Here is a 14698-nt window from a genome sequence, read left to right on the forward strand (position 1 = left end):
CGACGGATGGGAGTTCTGGGGATCGGCTTCGATCTCGTGACGGTGTCGGAGTTCGCCGAGCAGCTGGACCGGCCAGGGACGGCCATGCTCGACAACTTCACACCGGGCGAGCGTCGGGACGCCGTGACCCGGAGCTCCGATCCGGCTAGACATTTCGCCGCCCGGTGGGCTGCGAAGGAGGCAGTGATCAAGGCCTGGTCCACGTCTCTCTTCGCCAGCCCGCCGGTGCTGCCCGAGATGATCCACCACCTGATCGAGGTGGTGACGGATGCGTGGGGGCGACCGAGTATCCGCTTACGCGGGGACGTCGCCAAGCATCTGACCGATGTGAAGATTCACATCTCGCTCACCCACGACGGAGACATGGCCGGCGCGTTCGCCGTCATCGAATCCGTGTAGGCGCCTCCGGCGCTCGTGCGCCTTTCTGGTAGCCCCGGCAACCGGAAGGGCGCACGAGTGCGTAGCGCCTACGTGGTGCGCGATTCCTTTTCGGCGACCAGCAGGTACGCCACCATCAGCCGTTTCAGTTCGGCGACGGCGTCCGCGTGGCTCTGATTGTCCTGCACCGAGAAGTTGAGCATCGAGTACACGACGTGGACGAGCACCTCGGCCATCATCGTGCGCCGCTCCCGCGACGTCTGCGGGGTGAGAGGCGCCAGCATCCGCGAGACCTGCTCCGCGAACGCCTTCTCGTGGATGGCGCCGGTGGCGCGCGTCGAGGGCGTCGACTGCATCGCCAGCCACACCTCGCGCCTCGACGGATCAGACGTCCACAGCCCGGCCATGTGGTCGACGAACGAATTGAGGAACCGCAGCCAGTCGAGCGACGGGACCTCGCCGTTGAACTGGGCGATCTCGTGCTGCACGCCGACGAGGTCCTGCCGGTTGAGCTCGCAGACGATCACGTATTTGTTCGCGAAGAACTGGTAGAGCGTGCCGATCGGGACGTCCGCGCGGGCGGCGACCTCCTCGCACGTGAACGATTCGAATCCCACGTCCACCAGCAACTCCCGCGATGCCGTGAGCAGTGCGTCGAACTTGCGGCGGCTACGTTCCTGGGTCGGACGTCTGCGCGGCAGGAGTTCCTGCGGGTCCGACTGCAGCTCCAACGCCGGATCCACACGGCGCGGCGCTTGCTTGCTGACTGAAGACTCCACCGCCCCAGGCTATCCGTCTTTCGTCCGGATTCCGAAGATCCCTCCCGGTGACGCGTCGGGTTTCACCTGGGCGGGAGAGACTCAGCGGGCCGTCTTGCGGGTGAACGATGTGATCGCCCACACAGCGCCGACGGCGGCGATTCCGGCGCACCACGACACCGCGGGTAACGCCGTGTCGCCGACGGGTGTGCCCAGCAGCAGGCCACGGACCGTTTCGATCACCGGCGTGACGGGCTGGTTCTCGGCGAAACCGTGCAACCAGCTCGGCATGGTGTCGGTGGGAACGAATGCGCTGCTGACGTATGGCAGGAACAGGAGGAGGAACGTGAATCCGTTGGCGGCTTCCTCGCTGTCGGCGACGAGTCCGAGCGCGGCGGCGAGCCAGGAGATCGCGAGGATGAACAGCGCGATGAGCGCGAGCGCGCCGAGCCACTGCATCGGTCCCGCCGTGGGGCGGAATCCCATGATCACGGCGACGCCGATCACGACGAGCGACGTGACGAGGTTCCGTGCGGCGCTCGACACAACATGACCGAAGAGGAAGGCCGAGCGCGCGACCGGCATGGACCGGAAACGGTCGACGATGCCGTGCACCATGTCTCCGGTGACGCTCACCGCGGTCTGCGAGGAACCGAAACCGGCGCAGAGCAGGATTATTCCGGGCACCACGTAGTCGAGGTACCCGGTCCGGGTCTGCATGGCCCCGCCGAAGACGTACACGAACAACAGCAGCAGCATCACCGGAAGAGCGACGCCCATGATCATCGTCTCGGGAGTGCGGAGCATGCGGGTGAGGCTGCGACCGGTCATGGCCGCGGCGTCGTCCACGGCGGACCGTATGCCGGTGATCATCGGGCTGTCGCCTCGTTCCGGATCGGGGACGCGTTCGACGTGTCGGTGAGCGCGAAGAAGACGTCGTCGAGATCGGGGGCGTGGAGCGAGAGCGTGTCGACGGTGACACTCTGGTCGTCGATCCGTCCGAGAAGAGACTTCAATTGGCCGATGCTCCCGTCGGTGGGCACCTGGATCGCCAGACGCTCGGTGTCGAGGACGGCGTCGCCGAAGGCGCGCGCGACGTGGTGCAGTTCGGACGGCTGCGTGAGCGTCAGCTCGAGGTGGCCGCCGGGAACGAGGCGTTTCAGTTCGGCGGGGGTCCCCTCGGCGACGACCCCGCCTCCGTGGAGGACGGCGACCCGGTCTGCCAGGCGGTCGGCTTCCTCGAGGTACTGGGTGGTGAGAAAGACGGTGACGCCGTCGTCGACGAGGCGCCGGACCATCTCCCACATGCTCTGACGGCTGCGCGGGTCGAGTCCGGTGGTCGGTTCGTCCAGGAAGATGATGTCGGGGCCGGAGATCAGGCTCATCGCCAGTTCGAGGCGCCTGGTCATGCCGCCCGAGTACGTTCCCGCGCGGCGGGCTCCCGCGTCCACCAGGTCGAACCGTTCGAGCAGTTCGCGCGTGCGTGTCCGGCCGTCCGCCCGGCCGAGGTGGCTCAGCCGGGCCATGAGCCGGAGATTCTCCTCGCCGGTCAGGAGGTCGTCGACCGCCGCGTACTGCCCGGTGAGGCTGATCTTTCGCCGGACTCCCTGCGGGTCGCGACGGAGGTCGTGGCCGGCGACGGTCACCGTGCCCGCATCCGGCGGTGTCAGCGTGGACAGGATGCGGACCATCGTCGTCTTACCCGCCCCGTTGGCGCCGAGGAGAACGAACACGCTGCCGCGTGGCACGTCGAGGTCGATGCCGTTCAGGACGGCGACGTTTCCGTAGTTCTGGCGCAATCCCCGGACAGAGATGGCCGACTCCAAAAACTGTGTATCTCGTATACTCATGGTGTGCAGCGTACGCAGTTCTAGGATGAGCGCAAGACCCCGACGAAGTGGACCCGTGCATGCCCCCATCGAACGACCTTCCGGACGACCGCTCCACCGCCACTCTGCCCAAGGCGGTCCGGCTGGCATGGGGGATCGAGGAACCGGGGACTCGCGGACCGCGGAAAGGGCTCAGCCTCGAACGGGTCGTCGATGCGGCCATCGAGGTGGCGGACGCCGAAGGTCTCGCGGGCCTGTCCATGAGCCGGGTCGCGAAGCAGCTCGGGTTCACCACGATGTCGCTGTACCGGTACGTCGACAGCAAGGACGATCTGGTGGAGCTGATGGCCGATCGGGCCATCGGTCAGCCCAGCGGGCTCGTCGTATCGGGTGGATGGCGGGACCGGCTCGAATCCTGGGCGCTGGGCGAGTACCGGGCGGTCCGGGCGCACGCGTGGTGGCCGGAGGTGACCATCTCCGCTCCTCCGACGGGCCCCAACAATCTCGCGTGGCTGGAAGCCGGTCTGCAGTCGCTGGCCGACACCGGCCTGAGCGAGGACCGGAAGCTGCAAGTGGTGCTGAACGTTTCGCTGTTCGTGATCGGGCGGGCGCGGTTCGCGCTGGACCTGGAACGGTCGGCGAAGGCGGAGCAGGTCGACTACGCCCGGCTGCTCCCGCTACTGCTCGACGAGAAGCGGTTTCCCGCACTGCGGGCGGCGATCGAGGGGGGTGCGTTCGATGCCGGTGACGAAGATGACGCGCACTGGCTCGAACACGACTTCCGGTTCGGCCTCGACCGGATGCTCGACGGCATCGAACGGCTCACGGGCGGCTGACGAGACACAGCCGCCCGTCGCGCCGATCAGACGGACAGGTCCCGCCGCAGTTTCGCGACGTGGCCGGTGGCCCGGACGTTGTACTGGGCCACCTCGATCTTCCCGTCCTCGTCGACGAGGAACGTGGAGCGGATGACGCCCTGCACCGTCTTGCCGTACATCTTCTTCTCGCCGAACGCGCCCCACGCCTCGAGGGTGGTCTTCTCGGGGTCGGACAGGAGCGGGAACGTCAGTTCCTCGTTGTCGCGGAACTTGGCGAGCTTGGCCGGCTTGTCGGGGGAGATGCCGATCACGTCCAGTCCTGCGCCGTTGAGGTCGGCGAGATTGTCGCGGAAGTCGCAGGCCTGTTTGGTGCAGCCCGGCGTGCTCGCCGCCGGGTAGAAGTACACGACGACCTTGCGGCCGCGGAAGTCGGCGAGCGACACGTCGTTGCCGTCGGCGTCGGGCAGCGTGAAGGCGGGGGCGGTGTCTCCAGGGGCGAGTCTGCTGTTGTCGGTCACGAGAAGTCAGGCTACCGGGCAGGGGCGACAGTGGGCCGAAGGGCGATTGGGGGAGACGGCGACTGGGAAGACGGGGTCGCAGGCCGGGAGTTCTCGTCTACGGTTGACGCAAGTGTGGGAACGCCGCGGTAGCGTCGCTCTCGCTGATCGAACCAGTCGAACAAGTTGGAGGACACGTGCCCAGGGACACCGAGAGCATCGAGCGTGAGATCGAGAACGCGCGTAATCAGCTCGCGAGCACTCTCGACGAATTGACGGTCCGCACCAACCCGAAGCGGCTCGTGGAGAACACGAAGCGGACGCTGATCGCGAAGCTGAACGAGCCGGCGGTCAAGTACGGACTGATCGCCGTGGGTGCGGTGGCAGGGCTCCTGGTGCTCCGCAAAGCGTTGCGCTGAACGACCCCCCGTGACAACGGGCCGTCGGAGGTGAAGTTCGCAGTGACTTCACGTTCCGGCGGCCCGTTCGTCATCTGACCGCCCGCACCGTCCGGTGGGATGGTGACAACGAAAAAGGCCCCCATCCTCGTGAGAGGATGGGGGCCTTCGTGCAAGTGCGCCCACAGGGACTCGAACCCCGGACCCAGTGATTAAGAGTCATACGGAATGCTATAATTTAGGGGTCGCATGCTGCATAAATCTTACATCTGGCCTGGTAGAAGGCGTGGAGTGACATCATGAAGCACACAGAGATATACCCACGTTTTTCAAGATTGTTTTTCAAGGTTTTTCAAGGCCCGGAGGTCCCAGATGGGGAATACAGGAACAGCAGCTGACCGGAAGTCGGCAAACCCAAAGCTCGGTAGACAGAAGCGCGACAACGGCGAAGGCGGACTCTCGTGGTCCGAGTACGACAAGCGCTGGATCGCCACGGTGAAGACGGGCATCGACCCCATCACCAAGAAGCCGAAGTACAAGCGGATCACCGACAGGGACAAGACGGCCTGCCTCGCGAAGCTCCGACAGTTCAAGATCGACCTCGCAAACGGCAACGCCACGGTCGCCGACAAGACCACCGTTGAGGGTTGGCTCGACCACTGGCTGGAGAACATCCACGGCCGGGAGCTTCGCCCCAACACCATGAAGAACTACCGCAACATGATCAGGCGGAACATCAACCCGTCCATCGGCCACATCAAGCTGTCGAAGCTGACGGCCGAAGACGTGATCGCGATGCAGAACTTCGCCATCGACCGCTCCAAGACTCGCAGCACGCGCCAGGCGCAGCTGTCGCACGTGATCCTCACGAAGGCCCTATCCGACGCGAAGAAGCACAAGAAGGTAGGAGAGAACGTGGCTAAGGACGCGAACAAGGTCAAGACCCTCACGAAGGACCGCGGTGCCCTCACGTACGAGCAGAGCCTGCATTTGCTGAGGGATTGCTTGGAGCACGAGGATCGCAACACGACCCGGTTCGCCCTGGGCCTCATGACCGGCGCTCGGCAGGGTGAAGCGCTGGGTCTCACGTGGGATCGCGTCAACCTCGTCGCGGGCAGCATCGACCTCTCGTATCAACTACAGCGGGTGCCGAAGAAGCACGGCTGCGGCCCTGGTGATCGGAAGAAGGGGTGGGAGTGCGGCAAGGAGTACGCCACGTACTGCCCGCAGGCGAAGTGGGATACCCCGCCCGCGTTCGAGTTCCACCCCATCTACAAGCAGCTGTGCCTGACGCGGCCGAAGACGGTCAACTCCGCGCGTGAGATCCCGCTGCCACCCGAACTGCTCGAGGTGATGAAGGCTCACTACATCCAGACGCAGTACGACCCCAATCCCTACAACCTGGTGTTCACGCAGCCGAACGGAAACCCGATCAGCCCCGAGGCGGACGCACGGGCGTGGGCGAAGGCTCTGAAGCGCGCTGAGCTGCCGCCGTTGCCGCTGCACTCGGCTCGGCACACGACCGCGACCCTGCTCCTCGAGTCCGGCATCGACACGCACATCATCATGCAGATCCTGGGCCACTCAGTGATGCTCACCACGAAGCGGTACGCCCACGTCGACAAGGCTCTGGCGAAGAAGTCGATGGCCACCCTCGGCGGCTTGCTCTCGCGTCCGCAAGGAGAACTCGTGTAGGCGTAAGTCGTCGTGTAGCATCGCTCTCGGACAAACGAAAACCCCCCGGAGTTCTGAACCAACTCCGAGGGGCGTAACCAGGAAAGGACCCTGGCAATGACCATTATTGCATCTCCCGCGCCCATGACGGCACCGAAGTCCGGCTTCATGGACAAGATGGCCACCGTCTTCCAGCGGGACCGCTACGACGCTCTCACCGTCGCGACCGGCACGTCCATCGTCATGTCGGCGCTGGCGTTCTCGATCTCGTTCACCTCGCTGACCGACCTGGCTATGGACAAGGGCCTGTACGGCTGGCAGGCCTGGATGTGGCCGGTGATCGTGGATGGACTCACGATCGTCTCGACACTCGCCACGTCCGCGCTGAAGGGCAAGAAGGTCGCGTTCTCGTGGTTCCTGCTCCTGCTGGGAACCGTCATCTCGGTCGCGGCCAACTCGGTTCACGCTGACATCAACGGGCATGGACCAATCGGAATCGCGATCGGTGCCTCCGTGCCGATCCTGCTCCTGCTGATCCTGCACCAGACGATCCTCATGCGCCGTCAGAAGCGCGCCAACGAGGCTGCGGAGGTCGCGCCGGCCGAAGTTCCCGAGGTTGCCGCACCCGCGCCGGTCGTCGCTCCTCAGCCGCAGGTCGAAGCTCAGACCATCATGGTTGCTCCGATCCACGCTGTTACCGAGCAGCAGATCCCCGTCAACGCTTGACTGCGCCCGGCCGGTAACCCCTGCGAACCGGCTAAGCCCCTGTGCCATTGCGGCACAGGGGCTAGGGGTGTTTCTCAATCAGGGAGCGGGGGCGATGGCGAACGTGAGCGTTCCGTACGCACGATTGGTAGCGGAGGTGGCAACAGCAGTGCCCTGAGACCCGACAGTGGTCAGCGTTCGCATGGCGACACCCAGAGCCGCGTTCGTGGAGTCGCCGGACGTGGACGCCACGAAGTCAACGATCTCAGTCATGTTGTCGGCGGACCAGGTGTAGTTGGTTCCAGGTCCAATGCCGTCGATGTACGTCGTTGCCGCACGAATCAGGATGGCCTCGTTGGCTGTTGCCGCCGATGTGGTCGTTACAGACGGTGTGGTGTGCGTGGTCGAAGAGATCGTGACGCCACCATTATCCGACGCATTGATCGGAGTAGTCGCATGCTGATTCCTAAACAGCAGAGCGCTCACTGCAATGGAATCGGCGCTGCCGCCGAACGTGATGGATACAGTACTGCCCTCACCGCCCGTGCAGACCCTGTAGATCGCACCCACTCGCTGTCGCGTGCCCGTGCTCTGGTCGATCAACGTCCAGCCGCTGGGCACAGTTATGGAGCCGTTGTAGTTCGATCCGATGATGACCATCAGGTCCCCAATGGCCCTATTCGGCGGCAACTGAGCCGAGATCGAAGTGCTGACCCCAGCCGTATTCGAGGTTTGGATGGTCTCCACGAGCATCAATCCGGCTCGCCATACTTCGGAGTATGCAGAGCCGGTCCATCGCCATGCCTTCTGCGGCCTGACGTTTGTGCCGTACAGATCGAAGTCGGCGTCGGTGTATGCGGTGCCGTTCCAGCGCTTCAGTGCCATGCCCAGACCTCAGTACGTCACGTACAGGACACCAGTGGTGCCTGTGCCGGGAAGGCTGCCGACGGGGCCGATCCAAAGGCCTGCCGCGCCAGAGACGTTGGTGACGGTCGTGGTGTCGACGTAGTTCTTCGTCGCCGCATGCGTGCTCACAGTCGGCTCGCCCACCGATGTCACACCACCAGTGGTCCGGTACATGATGGTCGAGGCTGTGGTGGCCGAGCTGTAGGAAATGAGCGCGTCTGCGCTGGAGCCGTTCTTGACGTAGACGGAGTTCGCGCCAGCCTGCGACTGGAGTGCGCCGATTGCCGTGCGCGCAGCCGCAGCGTCTGTCGCCTGGACGACCGAGCGGCCGGTGGCCGTGGAGTCGGTGAGGTCGGACGAGGTGAGTGTGATTGCGCCCGTGCGCCCCGCGACCGTGGAGATCGGCGATGCCGGGTAGGTCATCTGTCGCCAGCTCGCGAGCGTGGACGACGGCTCCGCGATCAGCTGGAAGTCGGTGCCGAGGTCGGTGCGCGTGCACCAGTCTCCGCGCTGGCCGGTCAGCGCCAGCATCGCCGCCTGCGACGCGACAGTGCCGAGGAATTCAGTCATGGCGATTGCTGGGATCTGGGACTGCGGGATCTTGCCGCCGACCAGATCAGCCTTGCCATTCAGGCCAGAGTCTTCGATGATTCGTTCAGATAGTGCTCGAGCAACAAGCGAATTGCGGTCTCGGAGTAGAGCCTCAACATTCACGTCTGTTGCGAACAGTGGGAAATTGACACCACTCGTCATTAATGGACCGCCTTGAAATTGACAAAAAGAAACCCTTGACTTCCATTATCTAATGGAGTATCAAGGGTTTCCAGATGATCAGGCGGTCTTGAATTACATCTTCAGAACCTCATCGATCAACTTGTTCTTCTCTTCGTAATGGCTGAGCCGACTTGCTGCTTCCCCAAGCAACTCGGACATCTTCAGCATTTCCTCAACCAGCTTTGAGGTGGACATGCTCGCGTACTTCGCGCGGCGCTTAGCGATCTCATCGGCCTCAATGACCTCAATCTCAGTAGAGATCGACTCGACGGCCTGCTCTTCCACTGCCGGCTCAGGCTCAGGCTCAGGTTCCGGCTCAGGCGGCGGGTTGAGGATGTCGCGGTGCGTCTTCAGATGCTGGCCGTACGCGGAGGGCGTGCTGAGCTTCCTCTTACAGACTGGGCAGACGCGAGGCTCCGAGTGCCTACTGGTCGTGTGGCCCAGCATGGACATGCGGTTGTCTGTCTCATGCCCGCAGAGGCCGCAGATGAACTTGCCATCCTCTTCCTTGACCTCAACGGAGTTCTTGGACCGCCAGGCCTCAATGGGCGCTGCTGCCTGGTCGTACAGGCGCGCTGCCTCTAGGTTGGGCTGCACGGTTGCCATGGTCTTGCCGTCTGGCGCTTGGAGCACCATGTGGCTCTTCTTGCCCCGTTTGGCAACCCACCCCATCTTCAGGGTGTCCTTGACTAGCTTGGTCGCCTTCTTGTCGAACCCATTCAGGTTCGGGTTGGTTGTGTACGTCATATTGAGCTTGGGTCGTGCCCTTGTCGCTGTCGCCATGTGGCAGAGGCTACATCAGGCTTGCCTCCACTTAAACGAACATCCCCTGCACGTTCGTTGCAGTCCGACCTTCTTCGGCTGCATCCAGTGGACCTCAACCTTGCCGCACGCTGGGCATTCACATTCAGCTGTGACCTTCAGGAACATACGAAAAATGGCCCACCTCACTTCGTCCGGACTTAGACCGGATTCGTGGAGATAGGCCATTCTCTGCATGACGTGTGGGGTTCCTATGTCCCACTTCGCCATGTCAATGAACTCTTCGTTTGAGCTCCGACATCAGCTGGTTCGTGCTGAAGTCACTGAGGTCCGTCTTCTGGACCAGCTTCGGATTCACCTCATCCTCGGTCAGCTGCTCCGTCTTGATCAGCAGCGTGATCATCGGGACAGTCAGAAGCTCAGAGACCCTGCGCAGCATCTCGTTCGATGGTACGGACGTACCAGTCCGCCAGCGGTGGATGGAGGTCTGAGTCGTGCCGATGTGGCGAGCCAGGCTGGCGTCCGTGAACTCCTCGCCTGTCTCTTCGGCCAGCTTCTTCTTCATCCATTCAACGAAGTCGGCACTGGCTGGATATTTCCTTACGTCCTCGTGTCTGTCTAATGCGTTCATGAACGGGATGGTACATGAAGAATGACAGAAATACGAGAAGGCGTGCTACAGCCAGTCGCGTCCATACCAGCTTTCAATCGAAGCCGAGTAGCCGTACAGGAGAGTGTTATCCAGACCCCAGCCGACATATCGACACTGCGTGCCAGTCGGGACAATTCCACCCGAGTCTGTCCAGGAGAAATTGCCACCGGGGTAATAGGCCGTGAACACGTTGCCGTCGACCTCGAGGACGTACTCTTCGCCGGATGTCGGAATGCCGGGGTTCTGAATGGACGCCCGGACGGTTTCGTTGCCGAAGCCTGCGCCTGACCGAATCGAGAGCGTGTCTGGATGGACGCGGAAGCAGGCGTAGGTGGAGTAGTCCGATCGCGCCCGGAGGATGGCGCGCACGCCGGTCTGCGAGTCCGCAACGCGGTAGTCGCCGAGGGTGATACCCACTCGCTGCTTGTCTGTGTTCGTCGGGCTGATACGTAGCGAACCGGCTTGGCCGTAGCTCAGGACTGCCGTGGAAGTCGCCTCGCCTGAACGGATGCCCTGCGCGGTGCCACGGGTGATGTACGAAGCGCCGTAGTTCGTGCTGTCCGGCCGCTCGAAGGTCTCAGTGTAGGAGAACTGGGCTGCCGGGTCGTACGCCTCAGTGGGCTGGCCGAGGCAGGTCCACACCTGGTATCCGAGGTTCGACTGGACGGATGAGCCGCTAATTGTCGATGGGAGCGAGGACTGCCCGTCGATGTATAGCGTCTGCGCCTTCGGATGGAGGCTGTCGGCGCGCGTAGCAACCACAGACGGGATTGCACCCAGCTGCGGCTGAGTGCCGCCAATCGAGAGCAAGCCCACGTAGTAGCAGTCACCCTTCAGCGCACCGAGGTCGTAGGACGTGATCATGCGCTGGTGGAAGATGCCGCTGCCGGTGAGGAGGTTGCCCTTGACGTTGCCGAAGCTGTAGACCAGGTTCGCGTTGCCGGTCGTTCGGTCGAATTGATAGATGCCCGTATGGAAGCTGGTCATCGCGGCTGTGCCGTTCGTGACGAAGCCGAGCGTCGAGTACATCCGGTCCTGCGCCGTCTGGATTGGGACCAGGTAGAGACGGCCGGTGGCAGCCGTCATCAGCGGCTGCTGCGTCACCGTGCCGATGGTGTGCGAGTGGTTACCGCTGGACGGGATCGATCCGTCGCCGTCGCCACCGTTGGAGACGCCCGTGTTCGCAGCCGGGACGGTGACCGGCTTCAGGTCGTTGACCGGGAACGAAACGTCTTCGAATGGGTTCGGCGAGACCCAAAACGGTTGTGCTGACATGGAATTGATCGCATCGACCACGGTGACGACGGACTTCTCCACCGTCGACACGTTGGCCTGCGTCGACTCCACATCCAGCTTGCTCGCCAGCGTGCCGAAGATCAGCTGCGCTGCGGCCTGGTTGACGGGCGAACTCACGGAGTGTTCCCTCCGGGGGGCTGGTAAACATCAGGCTCGGGAGTTGGAATGCCCTTGTCCGCAAGGATGCCTCGCAGCATCGCGATGTACAGACGGGCTTCGATCAGCTCGCGCTGGAGCGTCGCGATCACGCCGTCCAGGAAGCTGGAGCGCTGGTTCATCGACGCGACTTCCTGAGCGTGTCGCTCGTTCTGCTCGTCCATGTCCTTGCGCAGCTGGGCGATGTCCTCCCGGAGCTGCTTCATCTTCTCCGCGTCGCCCTTGCGCAGGTAGTAGAGGATCAGGCCGATGCCCGTGAAGAGGGAGGCTGCGTAGGGCAGCATGGTGTCTAGTGATCCTGCGAATTCAGTGATCATGCTGGGAACCTGCGAATCGTCAGGTTGGCCTCAGCGTTGTCGCAGCTCCAGCTACCGAGGCCGCTGACGCGGACGGCAGAGACGTAGACGGTGCCCTGAGTGCCAGTGTGGTTGGCGGGGATCTGAATCGTGGTGGGGCTGTTCGGCGCGACGTTGCTCGAGTACCAGTTGCCGATGCGAACAACGTGGTCGCCGCCATCGGTCGTGTTCAGGCCCTTGCCGATGATGACGCCGGTCTCTTCGTTGCCCAGACGAACCTCAACGCCAACAGATGCACCGAGCACCTTGTTATCGACCCGGAGCATTCCATCCAGGTCCAGGTAGGTTGCGTATGGCAGGACCGGAAGCGCAATGGACGAGATGAGCCTGCGTGCATCGAACGTGGTTGAAACAGCGGTGAACTGGCCGGGACCATTGGAGTACGGACCAACCGGCCCGCGCATCTTACCCGGACCCCACTTGCCGTCCGACCGCTTGATCAGCGAGTCGCCGGTAACAGCGGGAGTGCCGCCGTCCGCGTAGTCGGGTGCGACCTCAATCGCACCGGGGGTGCCGGTGGGACCGATTGGGCCAGGAGTGGCCGGGATCTTCACGTGCATCGACTGGCTACCGGGACCACCGGAGAGGATCGCCTCGGGGTCATCCTCGGGGTCGACCATCTCGATCGTCACTTCTGCCAGAGCGCCGAACGGACCCTGCGGGCCTGCGACACCGAATGCGTTGGCGTGGACGATCCAGCCGTAGCCGGTCCAGTAGTGCAGGGCGTTCGTGGCCAGGTTGCGCCAGGCCTTGCCCTCATCGTCCAGGCTGAGTTCGAGAAGGTCGATCGCAGCCTGGTTGGCAATATCGCCCTGGTCCTTGTAAGGACGGGCCGGATCACCCTTTTCGCCCTGCTCGCCGGGAAGGCCGCGGGCGATCTCCATAGCCCCCTCGGTGGGGGTTAGAACGCACGACAGCTGCCGAACCGGCACCTGACCGTCATCATCGACGGCATAGATGTACACGGTTGGGTGAATCACCTGTACGGGATCGCCGAACAGATCACCATATGTAGTAGCCATGAGTTGTAACCCCTTCGAGGGAACTATCTAGGGTCAGAGATCCTTGGGACCTTCGGACACATTGGAAAGCGCGACACCAGTTGCCGGGACGCCGAGGACCGCAGCTGCGAGAGCGAAGTACACGTCGATGTCACCGGGAAGAGCGACACCCAGAATGACGAGGACCGGAATCAGAGTCAGGACGATCTTGTAGAGATATGCACGCTGTGCGACGGTTGGCTGAAATGCCATATGAACCATTCCTTTTCAGTTGCTGCGAGCGATAGCAGCGTTCGACCAGAACATGACTTGTTCTAGGTTCGTCAGGGCCGTGGCCTTCTCGCGGCCAGGCGGCAGTTGCTCGTCAAGGAGGTGGGCCAGAACGCCGCACGCAGAGCGGATTCCCTCATGGATTACGACCTTCTCCGGGGTTGGCCGGTGATAATCGAATCGGTTGTCGATGTCCTCGGTCGAGAGACCCCATGTTCGGCTCACTTGGAGACCGCCGCGAGGATCGCCTTGACGTCGTTCTCGAGACCGGCGACCTTGGTTGCCAGTGCGCGAACCTCGACCAGCGCCTCGTGGGATCGGCCGTCTGCGTTGATCGCGAAACCAGGTGCGGTGTCCACTGGATCGGAGGTGTTGCGGTACAGGCTGCGCGATGGGTGGAGCTGGGTCAGCTCGCGGTGAATCCGGACAAGCATGTCGTGCTGCTGCGGGGTCAAATCGTCCTCCTCGGACTGGCCACCATTGATGGCATTTGCTTTGGCCAGAACCACGTCGAGCGGGAAGTTGTGGCCGGGATCGGTGTGGTCGGTCTCGCCCCACGCCAGCGAGGTGTCCGCGTGACCGCAGACGCCCTTCCGGCCGGCGCGGATGTCACTCGACGTGACGCGGACCAACGGGATGTCGTATTCCCTTGCGTTGTAGGCAAGGATGCGGGCGATCGAATTGAGCTGGGCGTCGTAGGACAGCCACTCATCACGAGGCTGATCGGACCAGCCGAGCGCGCACAGGTGTAGGCCGCGCTGGTTCGCGGTGTAGCCGCCAGCCCACGGTGCGTAGACGTCGTCATTGCTGCGGCCGGTGCGTCCGTCGCGGCCGACGATCGTGTGGTAGCTGCCGCCGTTCTTACGGTCGGCCAGGTACGCCAGGAGGCCGGGAACGGTGCCAGGCGATGCGCCCCAGCCCTTGTAGGGACCAGGTTCGTTGGTATGGATCACCTGGAGCTGAGTCCGGGCCATACGTACGCCGTCGTCGGCCGAGCTGAGGTTGGTTTCGTCGGTGACGAACTGGCCCATCGTGGTTCCTCCAGGATCTGTTGCGTTGCTCAGCCATGGAGCGGGATCGATCTGAGACCCCTGACGCCACACTGTGGGATGCACTTCGAAGTGCAGATGCGGTCCACTGGACTCGCCGTTCGAGCCGACGTACGCGATGAGCTGTCCGGCTTCCACGCGGGCACCCAGCCGTACTCCAGGCACGGCAAAGGCGTTCCACATGTGGCCATAGACGGTCGTGCCAGATCCATCCTCGGTGGGATGGTCGATGACGATCCATTGGCCGAATCCGCTGGCTGCCCCGATGTAGGCGATGGTCCCGCCTTGTGAGGCGTAGATCGGGGTGCCGTCAGCGGCGGCGAAGTCCAGGCCGCGATGCTGGGTGCCCCAGCGTGCGCCGAATCCTGAACTGACTGTGTAAGTGCCCTTTTTTACGGGCAGGCATCGGATAGCCATTT

General features: G+C 63.2%; 18 protein-coding genes. 5 read left to right on the forward strand and 13 right to left on the reverse strand.

Going from position 1 to position 14698, the window contains the following annotated elements; translation table 11 throughout:
• Positions 1-6: 6 nt before the first annotated feature.
• A complete protein-coding gene (locus CJ179_RS38230) occupies positions 7-399 on the forward strand; it encodes a holo-ACP synthase (protein ID WP_009474123.1) in 393 nt (130 codons plus the stop codon).
• 68 nt (positions 400-467) lie between these two features.
• Here CJ179_RS38230 and CJ179_RS38235 read toward each other — a convergent pair whose 3' ends face one another.
• From CJ179_RS38235 to CJ179_RS38245, 3 genes are all read right to left on the reverse strand, one after another.
• Positions 468-1157, reverse strand: coding sequence for a TetR family transcriptional regulator (locus CJ179_RS38235; protein ID WP_072947030.1), 690 nt, complete (start codon positions 1155-1157; stop codon positions 468-470).
• 81 nt (positions 1158-1238) lie between these two features.
• On the reverse strand, positions 1239-2009 hold the full coding sequence (locus CJ179_RS38240; RefSeq protein WP_095864956.1) for an ABC transporter permease: 771 nt from the start codon (positions 2007-2009) through the stop codon (positions 1239-1241).
• Entirely contained in the window at positions 2006-2986 is a 981-nt protein-coding gene (locus CJ179_RS38245; protein ID WP_095864957.1) for an ATP-binding cassette domain-containing protein, read from the reverse strand. Before CJ179_RS38245 ends, CJ179_RS38240 begins: the two co-directional genes overlap by 4 nt.
• Positions 2987-3045: 59 nt before the next feature.
• Here CJ179_RS38245 and CJ179_RS38250 point away from each other — a divergent pair, with 59 nt between their 5' ends.
• Entirely contained in the window at positions 3046-3801 is a 756-nt protein-coding gene (locus tag CJ179_RS38250) for a TetR/AcrR family transcriptional regulator (RefSeq protein WP_072947036.1), read from the forward strand.
• Between the two features lie 26 nt (positions 3802-3827).
• Here the strand turns inward: CJ179_RS38250 and bcp are convergent, their stop codons facing one another.
• On the reverse strand, positions 3828-4301 hold the full coding sequence (bcp, locus tag CJ179_RS38255; RefSeq protein ID WP_095864958.1) for a thioredoxin-dependent thiol peroxidase: 474 nt from the start codon (positions 4299-4301) through the stop codon (positions 3828-3830).
• A 176-nt stretch (positions 4302-4477) separates the two neighbouring features.
• On the opposite strand from bcp, the gene CJ179_RS38260 reads away from it, so the two are divergent.
• From CJ179_RS38260 to CJ179_RS38270, 3 genes are all read left to right on the forward strand, one after another.
• Positions 4478-4699, forward strand: coding sequence for a DUF3618 domain-containing protein (locus tag CJ179_RS38260; RefSeq protein ID WP_037236402.1), 222 nt, complete (start codon positions 4478-4480; stop codon positions 4697-4699).
• A gap of 351 nt (positions 4700-5050) precedes the next feature.
• Entirely contained in the window at positions 5051-6373 is a 1323-nt protein-coding gene (locus CJ179_RS38265) for a site-specific integrase (RefSeq protein WP_095864959.1), read from the forward strand.
• A gap of 96 nt (positions 6374-6469) precedes the next feature.
• Positions 6470-7078 carry a DUF2637 domain-containing protein gene (locus CJ179_RS38270; protein ID WP_095864960.1) on the forward strand — a complete coding sequence of 203 codons (609 nt, stop codon included), beginning with the start codon at positions 6470-6472 and terminating at the stop codon, positions 7076-7078.
• Between the two features lie 78 nt (positions 7079-7156).
• Here CJ179_RS38270 and CJ179_RS38275 read toward each other — a convergent pair whose 3' ends face one another.
• The 9 genes from CJ179_RS38275 to CJ179_RS38320 form a co-directional block, all read right to left on the reverse strand.
• Positions 7157-7942 carry a hypothetical protein gene (locus CJ179_RS38275; RefSeq protein WP_143548991.1) on the reverse strand — a complete coding sequence of 262 codons (786 nt, stop codon included), beginning with the start codon at positions 7940-7942 and terminating at the stop codon, positions 7157-7159.
• Between the two features lie 9 nt (positions 7943-7951).
• Positions 7952-8716 (reverse strand): hypothetical protein, encoded by a 765-nt coding sequence (locus CJ179_RS38280; protein WP_143548992.1) that lies wholly within the window; start codon positions 8714-8716, stop codon positions 7952-7954.
• 93 nt (positions 8717-8809) lie between these two features.
• Positions 8810-9520, reverse strand: coding sequence for a hypothetical protein (locus CJ179_RS38285; protein WP_143548993.1), 711 nt, complete (start codon positions 9518-9520; stop codon positions 8810-8812).
• A 250-nt stretch (positions 9521-9770) separates the two neighbouring features.
• Positions 9771-10130: a helix-turn-helix domain-containing protein gene (locus CJ179_RS38290; RefSeq protein WP_143548994.1), complete on the reverse strand. Its 360-nt coding sequence runs from the start codon at positions 10128-10130 to the stop codon at positions 9771-9773.
• A 45-nt stretch (positions 10131-10175) separates the two neighbouring features.
• Complete coding sequence (locus tag CJ179_RS38295) at positions 10176-11564, reverse strand: hypothetical protein (protein ID WP_095864965.1); 1389 nt, start codon at positions 11562-11564, stop codon at positions 10176-10178.
• Positions 11561-11920 carry a hypothetical protein gene (locus CJ179_RS38300; RefSeq protein ID WP_095864966.1) on the reverse strand — a complete coding sequence of 120 codons (360 nt, stop codon included), beginning with the start codon at positions 11918-11920 and terminating at the stop codon, positions 11561-11563. Before CJ179_RS38300 ends, CJ179_RS38295 begins: the two co-directional genes overlap by 4 nt.
• Positions 11917-12981: a hypothetical protein gene (locus CJ179_RS38305; protein ID WP_143548995.1), complete on the reverse strand. Its 1065-nt coding sequence runs from the start codon at positions 12979-12981 to the stop codon at positions 11917-11919. Before CJ179_RS38305 ends, CJ179_RS38300 begins: the two co-directional genes overlap by 4 nt.
• A gap of 33 nt (positions 12982-13014) precedes the next feature.
• The gene (locus CJ179_RS38310) at positions 13015-13212 is read right to left on the reverse strand and encodes a hypothetical protein (protein WP_095864968.1); all 198 of its coding nucleotides are present in this window, start codon (positions 13210-13212) and stop codon (positions 13015-13017) included.
• Positions 13213-13451: 239 nt separating this feature from the next.
• Complete coding sequence (locus CJ179_RS38320) at positions 13452-14696, reverse strand: peptidoglycan DD-metalloendopeptidase family protein (protein ID WP_095864970.1); 1245 nt, start codon at positions 14694-14696, stop codon at positions 13452-13454.
• Positions 14697-14698: the final 2 nt, after the last annotated feature.

The sequence above is a fragment of the Rhodococcus sp. ACS1 genome (assembly GCF_002300155.1).
GTDB classification, from domain to species: Bacteria; Actinomycetota; Actinomycetes; order Mycobacteriales; family Mycobacteriaceae; genus Rhodococcus_F; species Rhodococcus_F koreensis.